Raw genomic sequence first — 23,060 nt, forward strand, 5'->3', positions numbered from 1 at the left:
TGGCCTAGCAGACGAATTAGCGAATTAGGCCAGCGGGATTAGCCTGATTCAGCCCCGAGGCTTGATCAGCTGCAAAACCTGAGGGCCGGTGGCCGCCATCCGGCGCTCGCCATCCAAAGCCGCAATGATGAAGCGTGCGGCTTGGGGCAAATCTCCTTGCTCAGCAGCAAGGCGCGCCCGAGCCTCATCGGCCCGAATCGAAACAAGGAATTGTTCGCGCGCGTCAGCCGAGGGTGCGGCCAACGAAGAAGTACGCGCAGGACTAGTAAAAATGGCAGTCATCTCAACGGTATCTGAACGGGAATGGCCCATGCAAAATCGGCTTTAGCCATCCTGGAAAGGGTTGATATATCCATTGCAAGATCAAAGCATTCCTTTTGATCATACGCCAGGCTGAACATACCCAGTGAAAACATCACCTAGCTCACCCAGGCCCCCCGCGCTTCATGTTCCTGGCTCTTCCCGATTGCCACCCAACGCGGCAATTTGATCACGCAAAGACTGGGATCTCTGTTCATCACCCCGGGTGAGGGCCACTGCCAGTGCAAACTCCAGCTTCTCCAACTGATGCTCCCCCTCTCCAGAGGTAGGTGGGTAGCCGCTGCGGCCAGAAGGAGCCTGGTTGGTAACTGAAGGGGCTAATCCCGAGGCTTGCGAGCAGCGATTGGTGGAACCATTTTGGGAGGGAGTGGGGTATGCCATAACTACTTTCTTCCCATTCTGACACCGCTGACCAGCCCCCGGGATCAAGCCGCTGCCGCCATCTCATCGTTTTGGTCGGTGAGCTCATCTTGGTCGGTGAGCTCGTTGTTGTCGGTGAGCTCGAGCAAGGCGCGACAGTCGACCAACAGTCGTTCAACGTTGTCGAGACTGGTGATCTCCTGGGGATCATGCTCTCCCTGGCGATCAAGTTGCAGCTCCGTGGCTTCCAAACGCTGCTCCAGCCTCACCAGCCGCTGGGAGAGGGCGTGCACGGTTTGGGCCAAATCTTCAGCATTACGGCTGATGCGGAAGGAAACCGACTCGTAAGCCATGGCAATCGGGGCATGGGAGCCGATCACAACACACAAACCAGCACCAGCCAAGGCCAGAGCTCTTCCCTGCCCCAGACTCGACTTAGGCCAAAGTGATCGATACGTTGGGCTCCGGTATCCCCGTTGACGCCCCAGGCCATGGCACTAAAGATGACTTTGAGGCAGATTCCCGGGCTACGCCGAGCCCTGCTGGTCCTGGTTGGCAGCGCTGCTGGATTCGGCCTCGTCCTACCCGGCCAGGCCCAGACAGCTGAGGCCAATGCCGCCGCCGCCAACGCCGGCTCAGGGGGCAAGGGGGCTCAGATCTATTGCTTTATGCGCAGCAGCGGCAACAGCCACCAGGTGAGCTGGGATGCCGCCTACGCGGTGATCAAACGCCAAAACGACAAACTGTTCAAGACCTCCCCGGAACACGCCGCGGTGATGATCACAGAAGCTGTGGTGCAGAACCCCAGCGTGTTTCCCGACTGCGGCCGCTACCTAGGTGACCTGTTCGCAAAACCCGAAGCCAAGCCAGAAGCCAGCACCAGCCCAGCGCCTAGTGGCACCTCCCGCAGTGAGCGGCTGGGTCAATAGGGCTCGCCAATATTTGTGCCGAAACGGATGCCGAGCCGGATGCCGAGCGGGGGGCAGCTTGGCAGCCCTGGCAGGGCTGCTGCTGCTTGCCGGTGGCTGCGCTGAAGAGCCCTTGCCCCAGCGCCAGGTACGCAGCGACGACTGCCTGCAAACCGTGCAGCTCGACCAGCTAACGGAACAGATCGGCCGCTGCGACGCCGTAGTGGCGGCATTTCCAACCAACCCAAGCCCTCTCAACGATCGCTACCTGCTACACAGCCTGGCGGGCAACGAGGCAGCAGCCTGCGCTGATATCAACCGGGCTGCAGCCCTTGCCCGCTCTAAACCACCAGCCAGCCTGGATCCCCAACTGCGCACCGATCTGAACCTGCGTCAACAGCTCTGCAGGGAAAGCGGTGGCAAAGCCATGGGCAGTGGCAAAGGCATGGGCGCAAACCAAGACCGCCCCCAACCCTGAGCAGCCTCACCAGCGACCCATCAGGTCTCTCATCATGGCCGGCAAACTACGGCGCTCCAGCAGCTGGGAGCGCCGCTGCAACAACACGGCGATGCGCTCGGCCTTACTGGCCAGTAAGCCGTCCACCAACTGGTCAGCAACGCCCAGCTGCAGCCAATGGCTGGTCAGGCAGGCCCCCATACCGATGCGGTGACAGCGATCTTCTGCCTGTTCCGCATCCCCTGGGGTCCAGGGGCGCTCAATTAGCACCACATGCCGCGCCCGATGCAGGGTGAAGCCCAAGCCCCCGGTGCCATAGGTAGCGATCAGCAGGGAATGCTCACCGCGCTGAAACGCATCAACCTGGGCCTGGCGCTGGGCCGGCGGCAGGGCGCCGGTGAGGACACAACTGTCTTCAAAACTGCGGTGCAACATCTCAGCCGTAGCCACGAAAGCCGTAAACACCACCACCGCCTCGCCCTTGGCCAGCAACGGAGCCACCAAGGCCCGGGTGGCTGGGAGTTTGTAATCGGAGCCGATCTGGCGCAGGGCCGTGAGCACGGCCAGCAGCTCGGCATCGCGGCGCACCTCACCGAGGGCAGCCCGACGGCGATAGTCGTCGACCTTGAGCTGCAGGCGGTGCTGAAAGCCGCGGGCCGAAGGCTCATCCAGCTCAACTGGCCACAGCTGGCGCAGCTTGGGGGGCAGGTCGAGGCAATCCTGCTTACGGCGATGCAGCACCAGGGGCCGCACCAGCCGCTGCAGGTCTTCCAGATGGCTGGCCCCATTCGCCTGCCAGAGGCGCCGTCCGCCCTGCTCGCGCCAATGGCCCTGGCAGAAGAGTTCCTCAAAGGCCCGTTGGTCGCGGGCAAGGGGGTGACCGATCGCCGCCAGCAGGGGAAATAACTGGGCTGGGCGGCCATTTTTCATCGGCGTGCCGGTCAGTAGCCAGATGGCTCGCAGCCGGGGGTGGCGGGCCAGGCGCAGCAGCCCCTGGCTGCGGCGGGTATGGCCGTTTTGGGCGAAGTGGGCCTCATCGGCGATCAGCACGGTGCCGGCGGGCGGCAAGGCGTCGGGCAACCGGGCCCAGCTGTGCAGCTCCAGATGCAGGCCAAGGCTGGCCGCCTCACCCTGCCAATGGTCGTGCAGACCAACCGGGGCAATCACCAAGATGCGGCAATCGGCTTGGCGCACCATGGCCCGAGCCGCCATCAGGGCTGTGAGCGTCTTACCCAACCCCATGGCATCCGCGAGCACGGCGCCGCGGCGGGCCAGTAGCCAGCGCACCGCGGCCCGCTGATGGGCAAACAGGAGGCGGCCATCCAGCAGGGGCTGCTCCAAATCTGCCGACGCCACCAACTGCCGATGGGGGGGCAGGGGGGGCAGGGGCTGCTCCAGCCAGGCGAGCCACTGGGCCAGCTCGGGCTGCACAGGAAACCGGCCTGCCAGGGCTTGCTGCAAGGCGGCGGCAGCTTCTAGGGGAAATGACCAGCAACGCTGCCGACCCGACCAACTCCCCCGGGGGCGGATCGCCCGCAACTGGGCTTGGGTGACCGCGTCGTAGGGGCTAACTACCTCAATCAAACCCGTCGCCCCCAGCCGCAGCAGACACCGCATCCGCGGAAGTGCAATCGTCGACACATTGACACCCCAGGTGATGGGGGCAAACTTTGCTCAACCGAGTCGCGCTGATGCAGGCCAGGGATGGGGTGTTCCTTGAGGATCTCTGTCCCAAATTGCGCGTCAGACGCTGGCGCCAATCCCTTCATCTAATCACCGACCAACACTGCATTTATTGCGGTGAGCGCTCGGAATCAATCGACCACGTACACCCCCAGAGCCGGGGCGGGCTAAGTGTCACCGAGAACTGCGTGCCCGCCTGTCTGGCCTGTAATGGCGCCAAGGGAGATGCGGATGCCTTTGCCTGGTACCGGCGACAGCCCTTTTACGACCCTCGCCGCTCGATGGCGATTCGTGCCTGGACCGATGGAGACCTGCGTCTAGCAATGCGGCTGCTCCAGTGGGTGCATCCCGGCCAATTGGAAGAACTGGTGGAACCTCACCAGACCCGGCAGGCCTCGGCGCCGTTGTGGCGCTGGCAGATGGCCTCCTGAACCTGGGGTCGCTCGGGGGCAACCACCAAAGCCAGCAGCAGCAGCACCCCCGCCAACACCGCCGGCACGGTGATCTCACGACCACTGGAGCGGGACCGCTGCCTTGAAGAGACCGGCGTATTAGAGATTGGTGCCGGGAACTCAAGAGCAACCCGCAAGCCTGGCGCAATGGAGCTTGAAACACGGGAACCAGTAACAGGAAAGGCTGAGACCGTGAAAACTGAGACCGTCATGGCGATCACTTCAGGGATAATACAGGTGTACTCATGATCCAGGCACTTGTCAAGCCCGCCCGCCAGCTGCTGGTGATCGGCGGCGGCTTCACGGGCCTGCGGCTCGCCCAGGCCGCCCAGCGCAGCGGCATGGCGGTTCGCCTCACCAGCCGCCAACCACGCTCCAGCGGCGAGGGCCTGGAATGGCTCCCCTTCAACAGCTCTCCAGACGGCGCCTCCCTGCCAGCCCCTGGCGCCCTGGCTGGCATCACGGATGTGGTGGTGTGCGTGCCCCCGGATCCAAGCCAGGACGATCCGGCGCTGCGCTTACTAGGACCAAGCCTGCGAGAGCTGCCCCTGCAATGGCTGGGCTACCTCTCCACCACCGGCGTCTATGGCGACACCGCTGGGGCCTGGGTTGACGAAACCGCCCCAACCCCAGCCCGAGCCGGCCGCAGCCAGGCCCGGGTTGCGGCGGAGCAGGCGTGGCTAGCCACAGAACTACCCGTGCAGATTTTCCGGCTGCCAGCCATCTACGGACCCAACCGCTCGCCATTTGCGGCCCTGCAAGCGGGGCAAAGCCGTCTCATCCACAAGCCTGGCCAAATGTTTTGCCGAGTACACGTCGACGACATCGTCGGTTGCCTGCTGCACTGCCTGGCCCGGCCGCAGCAGGAGCGCCCGACAGTGGTCAATGTGACCGACAACTGCCCCTGCCCCTCCAGCGAGACCCTGGGCTATGCGGCCCACCTACTGGGGCACAAACTGCCACCAATGGAGCACTACGCCGAGGTCGCCGGCAGCATGAGCCCCATGGCCCGCAGCTTCTGGAGCGAAAACCGGCGGGTCAGCAACCAGCTGCTGACCCAACAGCTGGGCTACAAGCTGCGCTATCCAAACTACCGGGAGGGCTACCGGGCCTGCTTAGCGGAGGAGCTAGGTGGCGGGCAGTCCCGCAGATCCCCGGGATCAACCACGTAGGGCAGGCCCAAATCAGCCAGCAAGCGCCCCCAACGCAACTCGATCCAGCCCTTGCTGAGCCCCGTGCCCAGACCCAGCAAAAGACCCCCCAGCAACAACCAGCGCAGCATGGGCTCCACCACAAGCGGCCAAGCCCCATCCAACCCCACCCCAGCCCGGCTTGCCATTGCCCTAGGGGATCCTGCCGGCATAGGCGCTGAGGTAACTCTCAAGGCCCTGGCCAGGGCGGAATGGCGCTCACAGCAGCCCCTGCTGGTGGGTTGCCGCCGCTGGCTGGAAACCAGCTACCAACTGCTCAAGCCCAGCAGCAGCGAAACGCTGCGGGATCCGGCAGAGATGGAGATTTTCGATCTGCCCTTAGTGGAGAGCTGCCAGCCAGGACGCAGCACCCCGGCCTGCGGAGCAGCAAGCTTCAACTGGCTCACCGCCGCCGTCGAGCTGGTGCAAAGCGGCCGCTGCCGGGCCCTGGTGACAGCGCCAATCGCCAAGGCCAGCTGGCACGCTGCCGGCCACCCCTACCCAGGCCAAACCGAGCGGCTGGCGGAACTCAGCGGCAGCCCCGAAGCCTCGATGCTGTTTACCGCGCTAGCACCCGCGGGCCACTGGCGTCTCAACACCCTGCTGGCCACCACCCACATTCCCCTGGCCGCCGTACCCCAACATCTAAATGGAGCCTTGGTGCAACGCAAGCTGGATAAGCTCCTGGCCTTCTGCCAGCGCTTCAACCCAGCCCCCCACCTAGTGGTGGCAGGACTCAATCCCCATGCCGGCGAGGCGGGGCGCCTGGGGCAAGAGGAGAGCACCTGGTTGGAAGCAGCCCTGGAGGCCTGGCGCCGGCAGCATCCAGAGGTGCAGCTCGAAGGCCCATTGCCGCCGGACACCTGCTGGCTAAGCGCGGCCGCCGCCTGGCCGGGCCCCAGACCAGGCCCCGATGGCTACCTGGCGCTGTATCACGACCAGGGACTAATCCCGGTGAAATTGCTGGCCTTTGATGCCGCAGTCAACACCACCTTGGGGTTGCCGTTTATGCGCACCTCACCAGATCACGGCACAGGCTTCGCGATAGCTGGCCAAAGCCTAGCCAGGGCCGACAGCATGGCGGCTGCCCTGATTACGGCAAGGGATCTGGGCTAGCCGCTCAGGCCGGCCGCACCCGCATCAACACCTGACCGAATTCCACGGGAGTGCCGTTTTCCACCAGGATTTCAACCACCTCACCGCCCACCTCAGACTCCAGCTCATTCATCAGCTTCATCGCCTCAAGAATGCAGACGGTCTGGCCGACTTTGATGCGGGCACCCACTTCCACAAAGGGGGCTTCGCCGGGAGCTGCAGCTCGATAGAAGGTGGCGACCATCGGTGCTGTGACCTCAAGCAGGTCGCCGCGGCTGGCAGCAGCCGGTGGCGGTGGAGCCGAGGGGGCAACGGGCAGGGGGGACGCTGCCTGCAGCACCTGGGCCGGAGCGGCACTGGCCTGGAAAACAGTTGTAGGCGCTGCACTGGGAAGGTTGCGACGCACCTCCAAGCGGAAGTCGTCTCCTTCGAGCTTCAACTCCTGGATGTCGCTCTCGCCAAGCAGGGCGAGAAGGTGCTGAAGCTGGTCGTGGTTGAGCTGCATGGCGATCAGTTCTCCCTGCCCAAATAGCTGTCGGTACGAGTATCGATCTTGATTTTCTCGCCGATCGACAGGAACAGGGGCACCATCACCTGGGCTCCCGTTTCAACGATCGCAGGCTTGGTGCCGCCCGTGGCCGTATCGCCCTTGACGCCCGGATCGGTCTGGGTGATAGCCAGCACCACCGAGTTGGGTAGTTCCACCTCCAAGGGTTTGCCGTTCCAGGCCACCACGTTGACCTCCATGCCCTCCTTGAGGTACTTGCGGCTGTCACCAATCTGTTTGGCCGTCAGCCGGGTTTCCTCGTAGCTGCCCATATCCATGAACACGAAGTCGTCACCCTCCATGTAGGTGTGCTGGAGGGTGCTCTTTTCGAGAATGGCTTGGGGCAGCATCTCACCTGCCCGAAAGGTCTTCTCCACGACGTTGCCGCTCTGCACCGCCTTGAGCTTGGTGCGCACGAACGCCGATCCCTTGCCGGGCTTGACGTGCAAAAACTCAACGACCCTCCAGACCTGGCCATCCAGCTCGATTGAGGTACCGGTTCGAAAGTCGTTGCTGGAGATCATTCCGGCGGTTCAGATCTGGGGGATTGTAAGGCTGGCTACCGGAACGGGCCTCTGCGGGGCCATTCCGGAGGCCCTGAAGTTGTGCCAAAGTCCGCTCAACGACAGGGTGTTGCCATGGCACGGGGCCAATCCAGCTGGGCGAATCGCTCAACGTGGGCGCGCTGGTTTGCTGGCGTAGCCAGCTTGATGCTGGTTGTACTGCTCGCTGCCCCCACCGCCTGGGCTGCCCTGCCCCAGGGCAACGCCGTGACCGACCCTGCAGCGCTGCTGCGCAATGCCTTGCCAATCAAGGCCCCCGACCTGCAGGAGCTTCAGCATCGCCTCGAGGCCACCAGCGACGACCTGCGCGCTAAGCGCTGGCCAGCCCTAGCCAGCTCCGTGCGGCGTTGCATTTCCTTACTGGGCAGCCGCAAGGCAGCCATGCTCGAAGGCTTCGATGCCCCAGCAAAAACTGAGGCCGCAGCTCTGCTGGACCAGGTGGGAGAGCAACTGCAAGTGCTCGCCGCCGCCGCCGAAGGCCAGGAGCGCGACCCCTTGCTAGCAGCCCGCCGTGAGGCCCTCAACAGCATCGGCAAAGCCGAAGACCTGCTGGTGGGGCCGTTCCCCTATCAAATTCCTGCTGAATTTGCCGATTTGCCCAGGCTGCTGGGCCGGGCAACCGTGCAGCTCACCACCACTAAAGGCGACCTAACTGCGGTTGTAGACGGTTACAACGCGCCACTCACCGCCGGCGCCTTTGTTGATCTGGTGCAACGCGGCTTCTACGACGGACTGCCCTTCATTCGAGCCGAAGATTTTTACGTGCTGCAAACCGGCGATCCGGAAGGCCCAAATGATGGATATATCGACCCGAAAACCAAAACGGAGCGCAAGGTGCCGCTAGAGATCAAGGTGCCAGGCCAGAGCGAGCCCTTCTACAACCAAACCTTCGAAGACCTCGGCATGTTCAAGGCCGCACCAGAACTACCCTTCTCCACCAAGGGCACCCTGGGCTGGGCCCACTCAGATGAAGTGCTAGACGACGGCTCCTCCCAGTTCTTCCTCTTCCTGTTCGAACCTGAACTGACCCCTGCGGGCCTAAACCTGATCGACGGCCGCTATGCCGCTTTCGGTTATGTGGTGGATGGCTTTGATGTTCTCGAAGAACTCACCGCGGACGACGGCATCGTCAAAGCACGAGTGCTATCAGGATTCGAAAATCTCCAACCCCACAGCTGAATTTCTAAAGTAAGCATTAAAAAGCCGCCCTTGGGGGCGGCTGAAAGCTGGCGATTAGCTCAGCTCACTTCCACTGTTTGGCAACAATTTCGGCCAGATCAACAACGCGCTGACTATAACCCCACTCATTGTCATACCAAGCAATTACCTTCAACATGTTGCCACCCATAACCGTAGTGAGCTCCGAATCAATGATCGCCGATTCATCGGTGCCGGCATGATCGCTGGACACCAATGGCAGGTCGCAATACTTGATGATGCCCCTCATGCCATTTTCCGATGAGGCCTTGAGCAAGGCATTCACCTCTTCCTTGGTGGTGTCGCGACTGATATCAAGCACCATGTCAACCACCGAGACATTCGGTGTGGGCACTCGCATAGCGATGCCGCTGAGCTTGCCCTTCATCGGCGGATAGACCAACGCCACAGCCTGGGCAGCGCCGGTGCTAGTGGGAACAATGTTTACCGCAGCGGCCCTGGCACGGCGCAGGTCGCGGTGGGCCGCATCCAAGATGCGCTGGTCACCGGTGTAGCTGTGGGTGGTCGTCATCGTGCCCTTGACGATGCCGAATGCTTGATCCAGCACCTTCACCACAGGAGCCATGCAATTGGTGGTGCAGCTGGCGTTGCTGAGAATGTCCCAATCTTCGTGGCGGTACTGATCGGCGTTAACGCCCACCACAAACGTGCCAACCTTTGCGCCCTTGCCAGGTGCCGTGAGAATTACCTTTTTGGCACCAGCTTCAAAGTGCTTGCTGGCACCCACATCATCGTTGAATACTCCGGTGGATTCGATCACCAGATCTACGCCCCATTCCTTCCAGGGAAGGTTGGCGGGATTGCGGTCGTAGAAGGTTTTGATCGTCTTGCCGTTGAGGACGATCGTGTCCTCGGTGGTGGTGACGTCCACGCCCCGCAGGGGGCCGAGCATGGAGTCGTACTTGAGCAGGTGGGCCATGGTGTTGGTGTCACCGGAGCCATTGATGCCCACTAGTTCGATGCCAGTGTTGGCCCCACGGCTCAGCCAGCAGCGGGTGAAGTTGCGACCAATCCGGCCAAATCCATTGATCGCAACGCGCAAAGTCATGGCCGATTGCGGCAAAAGCCGCTAACGAAGGTGGTTTTGGCTGCCAATCATACAGAAATTGTTCCGGTCTCCCCTCTTGCAGGAAGGGCGCACGCCGAGGACCATGCGCAAACGCGCAGCAACTCGTAAAGGTTTTCGGGCTGTTATCAGCTTAATTTTGTGCTCATCTGAACCCTGATTTGGAGTTGCGTTTGGCACCCCTGCTCGATCGTCACCAGCCACTCCACTTCATTGGGGTTGGCGGCATCGGCATGTCTGCCCTGGCAGGGATCCTGGCGGAACGGGGCTACGCGGTAAGTGGCTCCGACCCCCGGGACAACGCCGTGCTCGACCGCTTGCGGCGGCTGGGGGTGCGGGTGTTTTTGGAGCAGAATGCCGCCACGGTTGCTGCTATCCGCAGCGGCACCTCGGTCTCACCTCAAGTAGTGATCAGCTCCGCGGTGCCAGAGACCAACCCGGAGCTACTGGAGGCCCGTCGCATGGGTCTGGCGATCTGCCACCGCTCCGACGTGCTGGCCGCCTTGATCAATAGCCAGGACTCCATCGCCGTAGCCGGGAGCCATGGCAAAACCACTACCAGCACCCTGATCGCCACCCTGCTGGCTGCTACCCAAAACGACCCCACCGCAGTGATTGGCGGCATCGTGCCCGCCTTTGGCAGCAACGGTCGCCATGGCGAAGGCAGGCTGCTGGTGGCGGAGGCGGATGAATCGGACGGCTCCTTGGTGAAGTTCCGCTCATCCCTCGGCGTGCTCACCAACGTCGAACTCGACCACACGGACCACTACCCCGACCTCGAAGCCCTGATCACCACCCTGCAAAGGTTCGCCGGCAACACATCAAGGCTCCTGGCAAACCACGACGACCCGGTGCTGCGCGAGCGGTTCAAAGCCAGTCATTGGTGGTCGATCGAAAGCGCCGCAGGCGTCTCCTTTGCAGCGATTGCCCAAGAGCAAAGGGGTGACGGCACCATTGCCGACTTCTATGAAGACGGTGAGCTGGTGGGCCGCTTTGAACTGCCCTTGCCCGGTCGTCACAACCTCAGCAACGCGGTTGCGGCCATGGCCGCCTGCCGGCTGGAGGGGGTTTCATTTGCCGAGCTGGGCGAGGCGGTAGCCGCCCTCCAGGCCCCAGGACGGCGCTTTGATTTCCGCGGTTTATGGCAGGGCCGGCTGGTGGTCGACGACTACGCCCACCACCCCAGCGAGGTGGCCGCAACCCTGGCCATGGCCAAGCTGATGGTGGACAGCGGCCGCAGCGCCCTGCCCGTGGCGCCACGGCGTTTAGTTGCAGTGTTTCAGCCCCATCGCTACAGCCGCACAGCCCAGTTTCTGGACGGCTTTGCAGCGGCCCTATCGGAAGCCGATTCGGTACTGATCGCGCCCCTCTACGCCGCTGGTGAAGCGCCGATTCCAGGCATCTCCAGCGCCGCCATGGCCGAGGCGGTGCGGCAGCTGGCACCCAACCTGCCGGTGGCGGTGGCCAACACTCTCGACGAGCTCGCCGCCCAGGTGGCCGCCAAAAGTCAAGAGGGTGATCTGGTGATCACCATGGGTGCTGGGGACGTCAACAGCCTCTGGGAACGCCTCGAACAGCGCCAGCAGGCAGTTGACAGCGCCATCGCTGCCTCTGCAACCCCCCTGGCGGCATGAGCCCGATGATTGCGGCCCCCAGCTGCCACCCTGCCCTACGCCAAGGGGTAGGGCTTCAGCCCTTCACCACCTGGAAGGTGGGAGGTCCAGCGGAGTGGTTTGCCGAGCCTGGAGAGCGCGAAGAGCTGGTTTCTCTGGCGGCCTGGGCCCAAGCCCAGGTCCTGTCCTTGCGCTGCATCGGCGCAGGCTCCAACCTGCTGATCGCCGATAGCGGCCTGCCCGGCCTCACCATCTGCAACAGGCGGCTGCAGGGGAGCCGGCTCGACGCCGCCAGCGGCCTGGTGGAAGCGGAAGCCGGAGAACCGATCCCCACCCTGGCCCGCAAAGCAGCCCGGCTTGGCCTGAGCGGGCTGGAGTGGGCCGTGGGCATCCCAGGCACCGTAGGGGGCGCGGTGGTGATGAATGCGGGCGCTCAGGGCGGCTGCGCGGCCGAATGGTTGCACTCGGTGCGGGTGCTGGACCCGGCCAATCCCGCAACGCCCTTCGAGCTGGAAGCCCGGGAACTGGACTTCGCCTATCGCCACAGCCGCCTCCAGGCAGAGAGCTGGATCGTGCTGGCAGCCACCTTCCAGCTGGAGGCCGGCCACGACCCCGCAGCCATTACCTCGCGCACCAGTGCCAATCTGCACTGCCGCACCAGCACCCAGCCCTACCAACAACCCAGCTGCGGCAGCGTTTTTCGCAACCCAGAACCACAGAAAGCAGGGCAGCTGATCGAAGCGCTGGGCCTGAAGGGATTGCAGATCGGTGATGCCCAAGTCTCGCCAATCCACGCGAATTTCATCGTCAACATTGGCCAGGCCAGCGCCAGCGACATCGATGCCCTAATCGCAGAAGTGCAACGCCGGGTGCTGGCCAGCCACGGCCTGACCCTCCACCCTGAGGTAAAGCGGCTGGGCTTCGGTCCTGAGCACTAGCTGCCCCTTAGCCTGAGCCGAGCAACTTCTAGGGCATGGCTGGCTTCGGACTCCCCAACTTCGGTCAGCTCACCGAGGCCTTCAAGAAGGCCCAGGAGCTGCAGCAAAACGCCCAAAAGCTCCAGGAAGAACTTGATGCAATGGAACTGGAGGGCCGCAGCGCCGACGGCCGGGCCAGCATCTGGCTCACGGGCAACCAGCAACCGCTGCGAGTGCAACTGGCCCCCGAACTGATCGCCGAAGGGGCTGCCGCCAGCGAGGCCGCCGTGCTGGAAGCGTTGCAAGCCGCCTACGAACTGTCCACCGGCACGATGAAAGGCCGCATGGAAGAACTCACCGGTGGCCTAAATCTCAATCTGCCAGGTCTGGGCGGCTGAAATCCGTCACTTTTCCAGTGCCAGCCTGGCCATCCTCTTCCCCATCCAGCAGCTGCTGACGCTGGCGACGGCGGGAGAGCTGCCGCAATCCGGGCGCCAGGCGGGGCTCTAGACCCTGACCGCGGCGCCGCAGCCCCGACCCGTCAGGGGAGTCCGCAACCCGGCCCGTTCGCTCGCCATCCAGCAGCAGATCGCTCAGACACTGGGCATAAAGGGGGTAACGCTCCCAGTCGGAGCCAACGGCACAGCCGGGATCGCCCTGGTGCAGGCAATTGCTGAAGCGGCAGCAGCCCAAGCCCAGTCGTTGCCGAATCTCCGGAAACAGGGGGCCTAAGGCAACGGGATCGGCGGGCAGCCGCGGCCTGTTGAATCCAGGCGTGTCGGCCAGCAGGGCTCCGGGCGCCAAGGGGAAAAGCTCCACATGGCGGGTGGTGTGGCGGCCCCGCTGCAGCCGCCCTGACACCGCCGCCACCCGCAGGCCGAGCTCGGGGCAAAGACGGTTGAGCACGCTGCTCTTCCCCACCCCAGAAGGTCCACAAAGCACGGCGATACCTGGCTGGGCCAGCCGCTGCAGCAAAGGCTCCATGCCCTCGCCACTACTGGTAGATACCGCCAGGGCGTCGTAACCCCAGGCAGCAGCTCGCTGGCACCAACTAGCCACCTCGTCAGGCGAAACCAGATCCGCCTTGGAGAACACCAACTGCACCGGCCGCCCCGTCGCCTCAGCCGTCAACAAAAAGCGTGTGAGCTGGAGCAGATCCAGCTCTGGCTCCGCCAGCGCCACCACCACCACCACGAGGGCCACATTGGCAACGGCGGGCCGCTCAAGCAGGCTCTGACGCGGCTCCAGGGCCGCCACAGCCGCCCGGCCAGCAGGCCAGTCGATGCCATCCACCCAAACGCGATCCCCAACGGCGATGGTTTGGCCGCTTTTGCCAAGGCGGGTGCGCCGGGTGCACAAAAGTCGACTCAGGCCAGTGGGCCCTAGCTGATCCAGTTCCACCCAGCAGTAATTGGCCAACAGGGCCACCACCTGCCCAATTAGGCGCAATGGCCCAGGCTCAACCCCCATGACAACGAACCTGCAGCCGCACGGCCCCTTGTTGCTCCGGGTGATCGCAGCAGGTAACCCCATGACCTGCGCTCTCCAGCCCCTGGGTCACCTGCTGCTGGGGCTCTCCCCGATCTAGGTCCACCTGCAGGATCTGGCCAGGAACCAAACGCTCCAGGGCCAGCTTGGTGCGAATGAAGTTGAGCGGACAAGCGATGCCACGCAGATCGAGCTGGGCATCTGGGTTGCCGTCTGCCCAACTGGCGCTCAACCGAAGAGGCCCCCAAACAAGCCGCTTTTATGGGGATGCTTGTGGCCCTTGTTGGTGTGGTGGCCGGCCAGCTGCTCCAGCAACTCCCGCTCCTCAGCATTGAGCTTGGTGGGCAGCTGCACCTTGATGCTAACCAGGTGGTTGCCTCGAGCCACCGGATTGCCCAGCTTGGGCACCCCCTTGCTCTGCAGGGTGAGCACCGCTCCGGGCTGGGTACCGGCTGGAATCTCCAACGACTCCTGGCCGTCCACCGTGTCTACCTCGATCGTGTCGCCCAAAATGGCCTGGAGGTAATTGAGCGTTACCTCCGAGTGGATGTTGATGCCATCGCGGCGCAAGCCAGCAGCCGATTGAACGCTCAGGAACACATAGAGATCGCCGGCGGGACCACCCCGCTGGCCGGCATTGCCCTCATTTGCCACCCGCAGCCGGGTACCGGAATCAACCCCAGCTGGGATGTTGATCCGCAGCTTTTTACGCACCTGCTGCAAACCTTGGCCACCGCAGGCGCCGCAGGGGTCGGCAATCACCTGGCCGCTGCCCTCACAGGTAGGACAAGCCGCCACCTGGGTAAAACTGCCGAATGGGGTGCGGGTGGCCCGACGCACCTGGCCGGCGCCGCCACAGGTGCCGCAGCTTGTGGGTCCACTGCCCGCCTTGGCCCCGGACCCCTGGCAGGTACTGCAGGTTTCGAGATGGCGAACCTGCACCTCCTTCTCGATACCAAACACCGCCTCTTGGAAGTTGATGGTGAGGTCGAGGCGCAGGTCATCGCCTTGACGGGGACCACGCCGCCGTGGACCCGCTCCAGCACCCGCCCCCCCAAAGCCACTGAAGAAGGTCTCAAACAGGTCGGCAAAGCCGCCCATGTCGCCCATATCAGGCGCGCCGCCGCCGCCTAGGCCCGCCTCACCAAACTGGTCGTAACGGGCGCGAGTCTGGGGATCGCTGAGCACCTCGTAGGCCCGGCCGATCTCCTTGAATTTGTCTTCAGCCCCAGGATCTTTGTTGACATCCGGGTGGTACTGACGGGCCATCCGCCGGTAGGCCCGCTTCAAAGTGTCTGGATCGGCGTCGCGGGCAGTGCCGAGCAGGTCGTAATAGTCGGCCATCAGCCGTCCTGCTCCTCAGCCTGGCCATTCTCAGCTGCTTGGGGGCCAGCGGGGACGGCGCCGGAACCAGGCCCCATCGACACCTTGACCAGGGCGTGGCGCAGCACCCGACCGTTTAGGTGGTAGCCGCGCTGCAACTCCTCGATCACCACATCTTCGGCATGAGCCTCGCTGGGTTCACGCAAGACCGCCTCATGCAAGCTGGGATCGAAGGGTTCACCCTCTACCCGCATCGGTGAAACCCCAAGCTGCTTGAACACATCCACTAGCTGCTTGTACAGGCCCTGATAGCTGCGATGCAGCGCCTGGGCTTCCTCATGCTGGGGATTCAGCTGCTGCCTTGCCCGGTCGAAGTTATCGACCACCGGCAAAATCTCACCCAAGGTGGAGCAGGTGATCTGTAGGCGCAGGTCTTCGCTGTCGCGGCTCTGGCGCTTGCGGAAGTTGTCGAAGTCGGCAGCCAGACGCATGTATTGGCCGTTAAGGGCCTCATGCTCTGCCTTGAGTGCCGCCAGCTGGCCAGCCAGATCGGAACCCTGATCAGAAATCTGGTGAGAGCCGGCCTCCTTTCCAGCCTCCATCTCCGAAGTAGCCGGAATCTCGCTGGGATCAGCGGCCTGGGGGGCCCCAGCTCCCAGGTTGCTATCACCGCTCATCGAGGTGTCACCGCTCATGGCTGACAAGGTCGGACTTTGGTTCTAGACATGTTGAAGCGCCGGGCCTACCTCCCACAAGCGGCGGAAGCCCGCACCTTCTGGCTCCATGACCCTCACCCCTTCCCGCCCCGTCCCTGAAGCCAGCAGCGAAGAGCAGCAACGTCTGGAGGTGGAGCTGCTGGTTGGTGAGCCGGTGCTGCAAGCAACCGAGTTGCAGGCCCTTGGTCAAGACTTACTTTTTACGGGCAAAGGGCTGCCAGAGGCCCGCTGGCGCGAACTGGGCGCCTTGCCCCTTCAAGAAGCCAAAGGGAGATTGGTAGTTGCCGTACCTAGCAACTGGGGGGCCCAGCAGCGCCAGAATTTAAGTGAGGAATTGCAACGTGCCGGCTTCAACGCGGAGCTGAAGTTGGCGTTGGCGACAAATCTCGCAACTGCGCTCACGGCAAAAGCACCAACTCCCTCTCCCGCAGCCTCCAAGCCGGCCCAACCGCGACCACCTGCAAGCTTTAACCCCCCCCGCTCCCTAACCAAAGACCTAGGAATCCCTGGCACCTCCGAAGGGCAGCTGCAGGAGGTTGCCGATGTCGAAGATCTGGAGGGCACTGCTGCTGGCAGCAGCAGTGCCAATGCGTCACCAATCATCAGCCTGGTGGACAGAATCCTGATCGAGGCGCTCACCTTGGGGGCCAGTGATATTCACGTGGAACCCCAGGAAAACACCCTGGGAATTCGCTTTCGCCTCGACGGTGTGCTGCAGAAGCACTTCGAGGACCTCCCAAAGAGCCTGACGCCAGCCGTCACATCACGCATCAAAATCATGGCGGATCTGGATATCGCCGAGCGACGATTGCCTCAAGACGGCCGCATAAGGCGCATGTTCCGCGGCCGCAAAATGGATTTTCGGGTAAGCACTTTGCCCAGCCGAAATGGTGAAAAAGTATGCCTGCGCCTACTTGACAGCGGCGCTACTCAGCTCGGCCTAGAAACCCTAATCACCGATGCGGATGCAAGAAAAACCCTGCGAGAGCTGGGATCTAAACCCTACGGAATGATTCTGGTGACAGGCCCGACCGGCTCGGGCAAGTCAACCACCCTCTACGCCCTACTGGCTGAGCGCAACGATCCAGGCATCAACATTTCCACGGTTGAAGACCCGATTGAATACACCCTGCATGGCATCACCCAAACCCAAGTAAATCGAGAGAAGGGGCTCGATTTCAGTATGGCGCTACGTACCTTTATGCGACAGGACCCTGACGTTTTGCTGGTGGGGGAAACCCGCGACTTGGAGACGGCCAAAACGGCGATCGAGGCCGCACTTACTGGCCACCTAGTGATGACCACCCTGCACTGCAACGACGCGGCCAGCGCCATCGCCCGCCTCGATGAAATGGGTGTGGAGCCCTTCATGGTGAGCGCATCACTGCTGGGCATCGTGTCCCAGCGGCTGCTGCGTCGGGTGTGTTCGGCTTGCAGAATTAGTTACACCCCCAATCCGGAAGAACTGGCCCGTTTTGGTCTGTTGAGTAGCCACGAAACCACGGTGACCTTCTTCAAGGCCAACACCCAGAACCGCAACCAGGAAGGCTGCTGCCCTGCTTGCAACGGTGCCGGCTACAAAGGAAGAATCGGTGTCTACGAAATCCTACGGATGACGGATACCTTGGCAGCAGCTGTCGCCAAGAGGGAACCCACAGATGTGCTGCGGCGAATGGCGCTTGAAAACGGCATGAAAACCCTTTTGGGCTACGGGCTGCACTTAGTGCGCGAAGGTCACACAACCCTGGCCGAGGTCGAACGGATGCTGCTCACTGATTCAGGCCTGGAAGCTGAACGCCGCTCTAAGTCACTAAGCACCCTCACCTGCAGCAACTGCGGCGCCGGGCTCCATGACGACTGGCTTGAATGTCCCTACTGTCTAACTAGCCGCTGAGGGTCCCATGGCCGTAATGATTGAAGACTTGATGACCCAGCTTGTAAAGGATGGCGGCAGTGATCTCCATATCAGCGCCGGCCAACCTCCCTATGGAAGGTTCAGCGGTCAACTAAGGCCCATACACGATGTTTCCCTAGACGAAGAAAGCTGCAATAAACTAATCTTCTCCATGCTAAATAATGCCCAGCGCAAGCAGCTAGAGCAAACCTGGGAATTAGATTGCGCCTATGGCCTTAAAGGGATCGCCCGCTTCAGGGTCAATGTTTATCGCCAGAAGGGTACCTACGCCGCCTGCCTGCGAGCCCTTTCCAACACCGTACCTACCCTGGAAAGCCTAGGGCTACCACCGATTGTGGAGGAAATGAGCCACATGCCCAAAGGGCTGATTCTCGTAACAGGCCCCACCGGCTCTGGCAAAACCACAACCCTGGCGGCAATGATCGAGCATATAAATCAAACCCGGGCAGAACATATATTGACCATTGAAGACCCGATTGAATTCACATACAGACCAGTAAAAAGTGTCATCCACCAGCGCCAGCTCAACGAAGACACCCGCAGCTTTGCCAATGCCCTAAAGGCAGCCCTTCGGGAAGATCCCGACGTAATCCTGGTGGGCGAGCTTCGAGACCTCGACACCATCCAGTTAGCAATTACGGCAGCAGAGACCGGTCACCTGGTATTGGGCACCCTGCACACCAGTTCGGCCGCCCAAACCGTGGACCGCATGGTGGATGTTTTTCCCCCCAGCCAACAGAATCAGATTCGGGTGCAGCTAAGCAGCAGCCTTGTGGCCGTTTTTGCCCAAACCCTGTGCAAGCGCCACAATCCAAGCCCCGGCCAATCTGGTCGAGTCATGGCTCAGGAGATCATGATCAATACACCAGCCACCGCAAACCTGATCCGGGAAGGTAAAACCGCCCAGCTTTACTCTGCAATTCAGACAGGTGGTCAACTATCAATGCAAACGCTGGAAAAAGCCCTTGGGGATCTAGTGCTCAGCAACCAAGTCATGATGGATGAAGCCCTTTTGAAAACCTCAAAGCCTGACGAGCTCATACGTTTAGTCAAGCAACTGAGCTGATTCACCACTAGGAACTCCTAAGCCATGCCTGCCTTCGTTGCCACCTGCATCAATCCTCGAGGCAAGTCATTCCTTGTAGATATCGAGGCAACCGATCCGGCCCACGCTAAGCGCAGCTTGAGGCTGCGAGGCATCCGAGCCACCGAAATCAAGGCCAAGCCGAAAACCACGGCGACGGGATCAAGTGCCGCAGCCCAACTAAGTGAAAAACTCAAATTCTCCAAACTCAATGAACTGCTAGAGGCAAAACCTGGCATCAAGGATAAAGCTGTATTTGCCAGCAAGATGTCGGCCCTTGTCAATGCTGGCGTGCCAATTGTGCGCAGCATCGACCTAATGGCATCTCAACAAAAGATGCCCCTGTTCAAACGGGCCCTGCAATCGATCAGCCTGGAGGTAAACCAGGGGATCTCCCTGGGCGAAGCCCTACGGCGCTGGCCCAAAGTATTTGACAAGCTCAGCATCGCCATGGTGGAGGCGGGGGAAGCCGGCGGTGTGCTGGATGAATCCCTAAAGAGACTGGCAAAACTGCTTGAGGACAACGCCAAGCTGCAAAACCAGATCAAAGGGGCCATGGGCTATCCGGTGGCTGTGTTGTTCATCGCCATCTCAGTCTTTCTGGGAATGACAATCTTCATCATTCCCACCTTTGCCGGTATTTTTGATGGCCTAGGCGCCGAACTCCCCTGGTTCACTCAGATGATGGTGGACCTCAGCAGCTTACTGCGCTCAACCTTTTCTCTATATCTGGTATTAGGACTTATTGCCGGGGTATTTCTGTTTGGCAAGTTTTATGCCACACCGATAGGCCGGCGGCGAGTAGATGCCCTTGTGCTCAAGCTCCCCCTGTTTGGCGAATTGATTCAAAAAACAGCAACGGCCCAGTTCTGCCGAACCTTTAGCTCCCTAACGCGCGCGGGGGTGCCCATTTTGATGTCACTTGACATAGTTAGGGAAATCACAAATAATTCCATTATCTCAGATGCAATTAGCAATAGCCGCCAAGACGTGTTGCAGGGAATTCCGTTAAGTGTGGCGCTTGGACGCATGAACGTATTTCCTAATATGTCTATCAGCATGCTCTCCATCGGCGAGGAAACAGGCGAAATGGACGCCATGCTCTCCAAGGTGGCTGACTTTTATGAAGACGAAGTGGAAGCCACCGTCAAGGCACTTACCTCCATGCTGGAGCCCGCCATGATCGTGCTTGTCGGCGGCATTGTGGCCTCAATCCTGCTGGCTATGTATCTACCGATGTTCTCGGTGTTTGATCAGATCAAATAACTCTCAGCCAAAGCCTGGCCGGCCAGCCAGCCGCTGCTCCAGCAGTGCTGGAAGTTGAACCCCCCCGTCACCCCGTCCACATCCAAAAGTTCACCCACCAAATAAAGACCAGGCTGCTGGCGACTCTCCATCGTCGCCAGGTTCACCTCACCTAGAGGAATGCCCCCTGCCGTCACGAATTCTTCGCCGAAGGGGCCCCGCCCGGTAATGGCCAGCCGGGTATCACGCAACGCCGATACCAACAGCTGCTGGTGCCGCTTAGCAAGGTCAGCCCAGCGCTGCTGAGGGTCTAGGCCATGGCGCTGCAACAGGGCCAGCCATAGGCGCCGGCTGAGGGCGGGCCAGGGGCGCCAGTTGGCTAGTTGCCGCTTGGCCTGGTCTCGCTTGGCCTCGGCAAACAAGCCCTCAAGATCCTGCTGGGACAAGCCACCACTCCAATCAAGGCGCAGCTCACCCCGATAGCCACTGGCCTTGAGGGCGCGGGCAGCAAAAGCCGTGAGCCGCAGGGTGGCTGGACCGGACAGACCCCAATGGGTGATCAGCACCGGGCCCCGCTGGCGAAAAGGCTGGGCAGCCCGAGCGGCCTGGGGCTCCTGCGGCAGGTGCAAAGCCAGCTCCACCGGATCCATCACCACTCCGGCCAGCTCCAGCAGGGGATCGCCAGCCAGGGCCAAAGTGAATAGGGAGGGCACAGGCGCCACCAGCCCATGGCCTAGGGCCGCCGCCAGCTGGCGGCCGCTGGGATGGCTGCCGGTGGCAAGCACCAACCGATCGGCTCTGATCGCCCCGCCGCCCCGCACCAGCAGGTCAAAACCACCGGCAGCAGCTGCCGCGGCCCGCTGCAAGCTCACCCCCGTGTGCAGCTCCACCCCAGCCTGGAGGGCCGCTCGGCGCAAAGTGGCTGCCACCGATTCGGCACGATTTGAGCGGGGAAACAGGCGGCCGTCCGGCTCCTCCACCAGCTCGAGGCCATGGTCAGCAAACCAAGCGACGGCATCGCCGGGAGCAAAGCGCGAAAAGGGACCCCGCAGGGCTTGGCCGCCCCGGGGATAGTGCCCCACCAACGCCCGAGGATCCCAGCAGGCATGGGTGACATTGCAGCGCCCACCGCCACTGATCAACACCTTGTTCAACGGCTCGTTGGTGGCTTCCAGCAGGGCGATATCGCCAAGGCCGGCCTCAGCAGCACAGATGGCGGCCATGAACCCGGCGGCACCGCCACCGGCCACGACAACTGCAGCATGAATTGGCAGCATGGGGAGATGGGCCAGATCGATCCAGCCAGTTATCGCTTCAGTGTGGCCCCGATGATGGACTACACGGATCGGCACTTCCGGGTGCTGATGCGGCAGATCAGCAGGCGCAGCCTGCTTTACACCGAAATGGTGGTAGCCCAGGCCCTGCACCACGCCAGGCAAGCACCTGATGCCAGCGCACCGGGGGGGCGGCTGGAGCGCCTACTGGGCTTCGATCCGATCGAAAAACCCCTAGCCCTGCAAGTGGGCGGCGACGATCCTGGCTTGCTGGCTGAGGCCGCTGCCCTGGCGGCTGAATGGGGCTACGACGAAATCAACCTGAATGTGGGCTGCCCCAGCGAGAAGGTGCAAAAAGGCCGCTTTGGGGCCTGTCTGATGGCCGATCCTGACCAGGTGGCCCGCTGCGTTGCCGCCATGGCCGCCGCCTGCCCCTTGCCGGTAACGGTGAAACACCGCATCGGCATTGATGAGCGCGACTCATACGCCGAGTTGCTGGCCTTCGTGGATGCGGTGGCGGCAGCGGGGGCCCAGCGCTTTTCAGTACACGCGCGCAAAGCCTGGCTGGAGGGGCTCGATCCCAAACAGAACCGAACGATCCCGCCCTTGCGCTACGACGTGGTGCACGCCCTCAAGCGCGATCGACCGCAACTGAGCATCGAGTTAAACGGCGGTCTGGAAAGCCTGGACGACTGCGTGCAGCAGCTCGAATTGGTGGACGGGGCCATGGTGGGTCGAGCTGCTTATGCCCATCCCCTCCAGTGGAGGCAGGTGGACCAGCAGATCTACGCCGACGACAGCCAGCCGCTGGCCACAGCCTCCAGCGTGGTGGGGGGTTTGGTTGCCTACGCCGAGCAATGGCGCAGTCGGGGCGGGCGGCTGTGGCCCATCGCCCGCCACCTAGTACATGTGGTGGAGGGGGTAGGCGGCGCCAAACGCTGGCGCCAGCAACTCACCGAAAAAGCAGGGGCAAGGGACGCAGATGCTGGCGTTCTGGCAGCCGCGGCCCTATCCCTGGCAGAGCGGGGCTACTAGCCCTCGGCACCACCGTAGAAGTCGCCACCACCGCTATCGCCACCGCCACTGCGGCGGCGGCGGGTGCGCCCAGCGTCGAAGCTGTCGCCACCAGCAGGATTGCCAGCGCCATAGCTCCGATCTTCCCAGCCGCGGGCACCAGATCCCCGATCGCCGCCACCCTCATAACCGCCGCCACCGCCTGCTCCACCACCACCACCGCCTCCTCCGTAACCGCCGCCACCGCCGCCATAACCACCCCGGCGCGGGCCACCACCACCAGCTCCGCCGCCGCCGCCGGTGCGAGGCTCGGCTTTGTTGATGCGCAGGGGACGACCCATCAGCTCAGCACCCTGCAATGCCTCAACGGCCTTTGCCTCTGCTGCTTCATCGCCCATCTCAACAAAGGCGAAACCGCGCTTGCGCCCGGTATCCCGTTCAAGGGGTAGGGAACAGCTAGACACCTCACCGAAGGGTGCAAACAATTCCGCCACGTCTTCCTGCTCAGCGCGGAAGGGAAGGTTGCCGACAAAAATACTCACGAACTGAAGATCGGCCGCGGGACCGATGCATGTGGGCCAATGGGCCACTAACCGATCCACCCTAAGACG

Annotated in this window: 26 protein-coding genes; 13 read left to right on the forward strand and 13 right to left on the reverse strand. The window is 62.3% G+C overall.

The window, feature by feature from the left end; translation table 11 throughout:
• Positions 1-48 precede the first annotated feature (48 nt).
• Together KBY85_RS05835 and KBY85_RS05840 are read right to left on the reverse strand one after the other, a co-directional pair.
• Positions 49-243, reverse strand: coding sequence for a hypothetical protein (locus KBY85_RS05835; RefSeq protein ID WP_254935286.1), 195 nt, complete (start codon positions 241-243; stop codon positions 49-51).
• Positions 244-746: 503 nt separating this feature from the next.
• Positions 747-1,034 carry a hypothetical protein gene (locus KBY85_RS05840; protein ID WP_254960560.1) on the reverse strand — a complete coding sequence of 96 codons (288 nt, stop codon included), beginning with the start codon at positions 1,032-1,034 and terminating at the stop codon, positions 747-749.
• A 150-nt stretch (positions 1,035-1,184) separates the two neighbouring features.
• Here KBY85_RS05840 and KBY85_RS05845 point away from each other — a divergent pair, with 150 nt between their 5' ends.
• Positions 1,185-1,610: a DUF6554 family protein gene (locus KBY85_RS05845; RefSeq protein ID WP_254960561.1), complete on the forward strand. Its 426-nt coding sequence runs from the start codon at positions 1,185-1,187 to the stop codon at positions 1,608-1,610.
• A gap of 58 nt (positions 1,611-1,668) precedes the next feature.
• Complete coding sequence (locus tag KBY85_RS05850; RefSeq protein ID WP_254960562.1) at positions 1,669-2,067, forward strand: hypothetical protein; 399 nt, start codon at positions 1,669-1,671, stop codon at positions 2,065-2,067.
• A 6-nt stretch (positions 2,068-2,073) separates the two neighbouring features.
• Here the strand turns inward: KBY85_RS05850 and KBY85_RS05855 are convergent, their stop codons facing one another.
• Complete coding sequence (locus KBY85_RS05855; RefSeq protein ID WP_254960563.1) at positions 2,074-3,663, reverse strand: DEAD/DEAH box helicase; 1,590 nt, start codon at positions 3,661-3,663, stop codon at positions 2,074-2,076.
• Positions 3,664-3,737: 74 nt separating this feature from the next.
• Here KBY85_RS05855 and KBY85_RS05860 point away from each other — a divergent pair, with 74 nt between their 5' ends.
• The gene (locus tag KBY85_RS05860) at positions 3,738-4,160 is read left to right on the forward strand and encodes an HNH endonuclease (protein ID WP_254960564.1); all 423 of its coding nucleotides are present in this window, start codon (positions 3,738-3,740) and stop codon (positions 4,158-4,160) included.
• Here the strand turns inward: KBY85_RS05860 and KBY85_RS05865 are convergent.
• The gene (locus KBY85_RS05865; protein WP_254960565.1) at positions 4,106-4,393 is read right to left on the reverse strand and encodes a hypothetical protein; all 288 of its coding nucleotides are present in this window, start codon (positions 4,391-4,393) and stop codon (positions 4,106-4,108) included. The two genes, KBY85_RS05860 and KBY85_RS05865, sit on opposite strands and share 55 nt — an antisense overlap.
• A 33-nt stretch (positions 4,394-4,426) precedes the next feature.
• On the opposite strand from KBY85_RS05865, the gene KBY85_RS05870 reads away from it, so the two are divergent.
• Together KBY85_RS05870 and pdxA are read left to right on the forward strand one after the other, a co-directional pair.
• Positions 4,427-5,353, forward strand: coding sequence for an SDR family oxidoreductase (locus KBY85_RS05870; protein WP_254960566.1), 927 nt, complete (start codon positions 4,427-4,429; stop codon positions 5,351-5,353).
• Positions 5,354-5,461: 108 nt separating this feature from the next.
• Entirely contained in the window at positions 5,462-6,487 is a 1,026-nt protein-coding gene (pdxA, locus tag KBY85_RS05875; protein ID WP_254960601.1) for a 4-hydroxythreonine-4-phosphate dehydrogenase PdxA, read from the forward strand.
• A gap of 4 nt (positions 6,488-6,491) precedes the next feature.
• Here pdxA and accB read toward each other — a convergent pair whose 3' ends face one another.
• Both accB and efp read right to left on the reverse strand, forming a co-directional pair.
• Positions 6,492-6,971 carry an acetyl-CoA carboxylase biotin carboxyl carrier protein gene (accB, locus tag KBY85_RS05880; RefSeq protein ID WP_254960567.1) on the reverse strand — a complete coding sequence of 160 codons (480 nt, stop codon included), beginning with the start codon at positions 6,969-6,971 and terminating at the stop codon, positions 6,492-6,494.
• Positions 6,972-6,976: 5 nt separating this feature from the next.
• The gene (efp, locus tag KBY85_RS05885; RefSeq protein ID WP_254960568.1) at positions 6,977-7,537 is read right to left on the reverse strand and encodes an elongation factor P; all 561 of its coding nucleotides are present in this window, start codon (positions 7,535-7,537) and stop codon (positions 6,977-6,979) included.
• Between the two features lie 186 nt (positions 7,538-7,723).
• Between efp and KBY85_RS05890 the strand changes: the two genes are divergently transcribed.
• On the forward strand, positions 7,724-8,755 hold the full coding sequence (locus KBY85_RS05890; protein WP_254960569.1) for a peptidylprolyl isomerase: 1,032 nt from the start codon (positions 7,724-7,726) through the stop codon (positions 8,753-8,755).
• Positions 8,756-8,819: 64 nt separating this feature from the next.
• On the opposite strand, the gene gap is transcribed toward KBY85_RS05890, so the two are convergent.
• On the reverse strand, positions 8,820-9,842 hold the full coding sequence (gene gap / locus KBY85_RS05895) for a type I glyceraldehyde-3-phosphate dehydrogenase (protein WP_254960570.1): 1,023 nt from the start codon (positions 9,840-9,842) through the stop codon (positions 8,820-8,822).
• Positions 9,843-10,033: 191 nt separating this feature from the next.
• On the opposite strand from gap, the gene murC reads away from it, so the two are divergent.
• The 3 genes from murC to KBY85_RS05910 are packed head-to-tail and all read left to right on the forward strand — an operon-like array spanning position 10,034 to position 12,788.
• Positions 10,034-11,494, forward strand: coding sequence for a UDP-N-acetylmuramate--L-alanine ligase (murC, locus tag KBY85_RS05900; protein ID WP_254960602.1), 1,461 nt, complete (start codon positions 10,034-10,036; stop codon positions 11,492-11,494).
• The gene (gene murB / locus KBY85_RS05905) at positions 11,491-12,411 is read left to right on the forward strand and encodes a UDP-N-acetylmuramate dehydrogenase (RefSeq protein WP_396121817.1); all 921 of its coding nucleotides are present in this window, start codon (positions 11,491-11,493) and stop codon (positions 12,409-12,411) included. The genes murC and murB overlap by 4 nt, the downstream gene beginning before the upstream one ends.
• A gap of 35 nt (positions 12,412-12,446) precedes the next feature.
• Positions 12,447-12,788: a YbaB/EbfC family nucleoid-associated protein gene (locus tag KBY85_RS05910; protein ID WP_254960571.1), complete on the forward strand. Its 342-nt coding sequence runs from the start codon at positions 12,447-12,449 to the stop codon at positions 12,786-12,788.
• Here KBY85_RS05910 and rsgA read toward each other — a convergent pair.
• Genes rsgA through grpE form a run of 4 tightly spaced genes read right to left on the reverse strand, consistent with a single transcriptional unit; the run spans position 12,763 to position 15,896 of the window.
• Positions 12,763-13,860 (reverse strand): ribosome small subunit-dependent GTPase A, encoded by a 1,098-nt coding sequence (gene rsgA, locus KBY85_RS05915; protein ID WP_254960572.1) that lies wholly within the window; start codon positions 13,858-13,860, stop codon positions 12,763-12,765. The genes KBY85_RS05910 and rsgA overlap by 26 nt on opposite strands.
• On the reverse strand, positions 13,850-14,110 hold the full coding sequence (locus tag KBY85_RS05920; RefSeq protein WP_106632510.1) for a sulfurtransferase TusA family protein: 261 nt from the start codon (positions 14,108-14,110) through the stop codon (positions 13,850-13,852). Before KBY85_RS05920 ends, rsgA begins: the two co-directional genes overlap by 11 nt.
• Positions 14,107-15,222, reverse strand: a complete 1,116-nt coding sequence (gene dnaJ, locus KBY85_RS05925; protein ID WP_254960573.1) for a molecular chaperone DnaJ — start codon at positions 15,220-15,222, stop codon at positions 14,107-14,109. Before dnaJ ends, KBY85_RS05920 begins: the two co-directional genes overlap by 4 nt.
• Complete coding sequence (gene grpE, locus KBY85_RS05930; protein WP_254960575.1) at positions 15,222-15,896, reverse strand: nucleotide exchange factor GrpE; 675 nt, start codon at positions 15,894-15,896, stop codon at positions 15,222-15,224. The genes dnaJ and grpE overlap by 1 nt, the downstream gene beginning before the upstream one ends.
• An 88-nt stretch (positions 15,897-15,984) precedes the next feature.
• Here grpE and KBY85_RS05935 point away from each other — a divergent pair, with 88 nt between their 5' ends.
• Genes KBY85_RS05935 through KBY85_RS05945 form a run of 3 tightly spaced genes read left to right on the forward strand, consistent with a single transcriptional unit; the run spans position 15,985 to position 20,182 of the window.
• The gene (locus KBY85_RS05935; protein WP_254960576.1) at positions 15,985-17,811 is read left to right on the forward strand and encodes a GspE/PulE family protein; all 1,827 of its coding nucleotides are present in this window, start codon (positions 15,985-15,987) and stop codon (positions 17,809-17,811) included.
• Between the two features lie 7 nt (positions 17,812-17,818).
• Positions 17,819-18,898 (forward strand): type IV pilus twitching motility protein PilT, encoded by a 1,080-nt coding sequence (locus KBY85_RS05940; RefSeq protein WP_254960577.1) that lies wholly within the window; start codon positions 17,819-17,821, stop codon positions 18,896-18,898.
• Positions 18,899-18,922: 24 nt separating this feature from the next.
• On the forward strand, positions 18,923-20,182 hold the full coding sequence (locus KBY85_RS05945; protein ID WP_254960578.1) for a type II secretion system F family protein: 1,260 nt from the start codon (positions 18,923-18,925) through the stop codon (positions 20,180-20,182).
• On the opposite strand, the gene KBY85_RS05950 is transcribed toward KBY85_RS05945, so the two are convergent.
• The gene (locus tag KBY85_RS05950; protein WP_254960579.1) at positions 20,170-21,438 is read right to left on the reverse strand and encodes an NAD(P)/FAD-dependent oxidoreductase; all 1,269 of its coding nucleotides are present in this window, start codon (positions 21,436-21,438) and stop codon (positions 20,170-20,172) included. The two genes, KBY85_RS05945 and KBY85_RS05950, sit on opposite strands and share 13 nt — an antisense overlap.
• On the opposite strand from KBY85_RS05950, the gene dusA reads away from it, so the two are divergent.
• Complete coding sequence (dusA, locus tag KBY85_RS05955) at positions 21,424-22,470, forward strand: tRNA dihydrouridine(20/20a) synthase DusA (RefSeq protein WP_254960580.1); 1,047 nt, start codon at positions 21,424-21,426, stop codon at positions 22,468-22,470. The genes KBY85_RS05950 and dusA overlap by 15 nt on opposite strands.
• Here dusA and KBY85_RS05960 read toward each other — a convergent pair.
• A complete protein-coding gene (locus KBY85_RS05960; RefSeq protein ID WP_254960581.1) occupies positions 22,467-22,991 on the reverse strand; it encodes an RNA-binding protein in 525 nt (174 codons plus the stop codon). The two genes, dusA and KBY85_RS05960, sit on opposite strands and share 4 nt — an antisense overlap.
• Between the last annotated feature and the right edge of the window lie 69 nt (positions 22,992-23,060).

This window comes from Cyanobium sp. BA5m-10, assembly GCF_024346255.1.
GTDB lineage: Bacteria > Cyanobacteriota > Cyanobacteriia > PCC-6307 > Cyanobiaceae > Cyanobium_A > Cyanobium_A usitatum.

What these genes read in the sequence shown, in the direction of transcription:
- KBY85_RS05855 (WP_254960563.1), bottom strand. Translation starts at nt 3,663, where the DNA reads ATGCGGTGTCTGCTGCGGCTGGGGGCGACGGGTTTGATTGAGGTAGTT.
- rsgA (WP_254960572.1), bottom strand. Translation starts at nt 13,860, where the DNA reads ATGGGGGTTGAGCCTGGGCCATTGCGCCTAATTGGGCAGGTGGTGGCC.
- KBY85_RS05940 (WP_254960577.1), top strand. Translation starts at nt 17,819, where the DNA reads ATGGCCGTAATGATTGAAGACTTGATGACCCAGCTTGTAAAGGATGGC.
- KBY85_RS05950 (WP_254960579.1), bottom strand. Translation starts at nt 21,438, where the DNA reads ATGCTGCCAATTCATGCTGCAGTTGTCGTGGCCGGTGGCGGTGCCGCC.
- KBY85_RS05935 (WP_254960576.1), top strand. Translation starts at nt 15,985, where the DNA reads ATGACCCTCACCCCTTCCCGCCCCGTCCCTGAAGCCAGCAGCGAAGAG.
- efp (WP_254960568.1), bottom strand. Translation starts at nt 7,537, where the DNA reads ATGATCTCCAGCAACGACTTTCGAACCGGTACCTCAATCGAGCTGGAT.
- murB (WP_396121817.1), top strand. Translation starts at nt 11,491, where the DNA reads ATGAGCCCGATGATTGCGGCCCCCAGCTGCCACCCTGCCCTACGCCAA.
- KBY85_RS05945 (WP_254960578.1), top strand. Translation starts at nt 18,923, where the DNA reads ATGCCTGCCTTCGTTGCCACCTGCATCAATCCTCGAGGCAAGTCATTC.
- KBY85_RS05890 (WP_254960569.1), top strand. Translation starts at nt 7,724, where the DNA reads ATGCTGGTTGTACTGCTCGCTGCCCCCACCGCCTGGGCTGCCCTGCCC.
- dusA (WP_254960580.1), top strand. Translation starts at nt 21,424, where the DNA reads ATGAATTGGCAGCATGGGGAGATGGGCCAGATCGATCCAGCCAGTTAT.
- gap (WP_254960570.1), bottom strand. Translation starts at nt 9,842, where the DNA reads ATGACTTTGCGCGTTGCGATCAATGGATTTGGCCGGATTGGTCGCAAC.
- KBY85_RS05845 (WP_254960561.1), top strand. Translation starts at nt 1,185, where the DNA reads ATGACTTTGAGGCAGATTCCCGGGCTACGCCGAGCCCTGCTGGTCCTG.
- pdxA (WP_254960601.1), top strand. Translation starts at nt 5,462, where the DNA reads ATGGGCTCCACCACAAGCGGCCAAGCCCCATCCAACCCCACCCCAGCC.
- grpE (WP_254960575.1), bottom strand. Translation starts at nt 15,896, where the DNA reads ATGAGCGGTGACACCTCGATGAGCGGTGATAGCAACCTGGGAGCTGGG.
- KBY85_RS05865 (WP_254960565.1), bottom strand. Translation starts at nt 4,393, where the DNA reads ATGACGGTCTCAGTTTTCACGGTCTCAGCCTTTCCTGTTACTGGTTCC.
- KBY85_RS05870 (WP_254960566.1), top strand. Translation starts at nt 4,427, where the DNA reads ATGATCCAGGCACTTGTCAAGCCCGCCCGCCAGCTGCTGGTGATCGGC.
- KBY85_RS05860 (WP_254960564.1), top strand. Translation starts at nt 3,738, where the DNA reads ATGCAGGCCAGGGATGGGGTGTTCCTTGAGGATCTCTGTCCCAAATTG.
- KBY85_RS05840 (WP_254960560.1), bottom strand. Translation starts at nt 1,034, where the DNA reads ATGGCTTACGAGTCGGTTTCCTTCCGCATCAGCCGTAATGCTGAAGAT.
- accB (WP_254960567.1), bottom strand. Translation starts at nt 6,971, where the DNA reads ATGCAGCTCAACCACGACCAGCTTCAGCACCTTCTCGCCCTGCTTGGC.
- KBY85_RS05910 (WP_254960571.1), top strand. Translation starts at nt 12,447, where the DNA reads ATGGCTGGCTTCGGACTCCCCAACTTCGGTCAGCTCACCGAGGCCTTC.
- dnaJ (WP_254960573.1), bottom strand. Translation starts at nt 15,222, where the DNA reads ATGGCCGACTATTACGACCTGCTCGGCACTGCCCGCGACGCCGATCCA.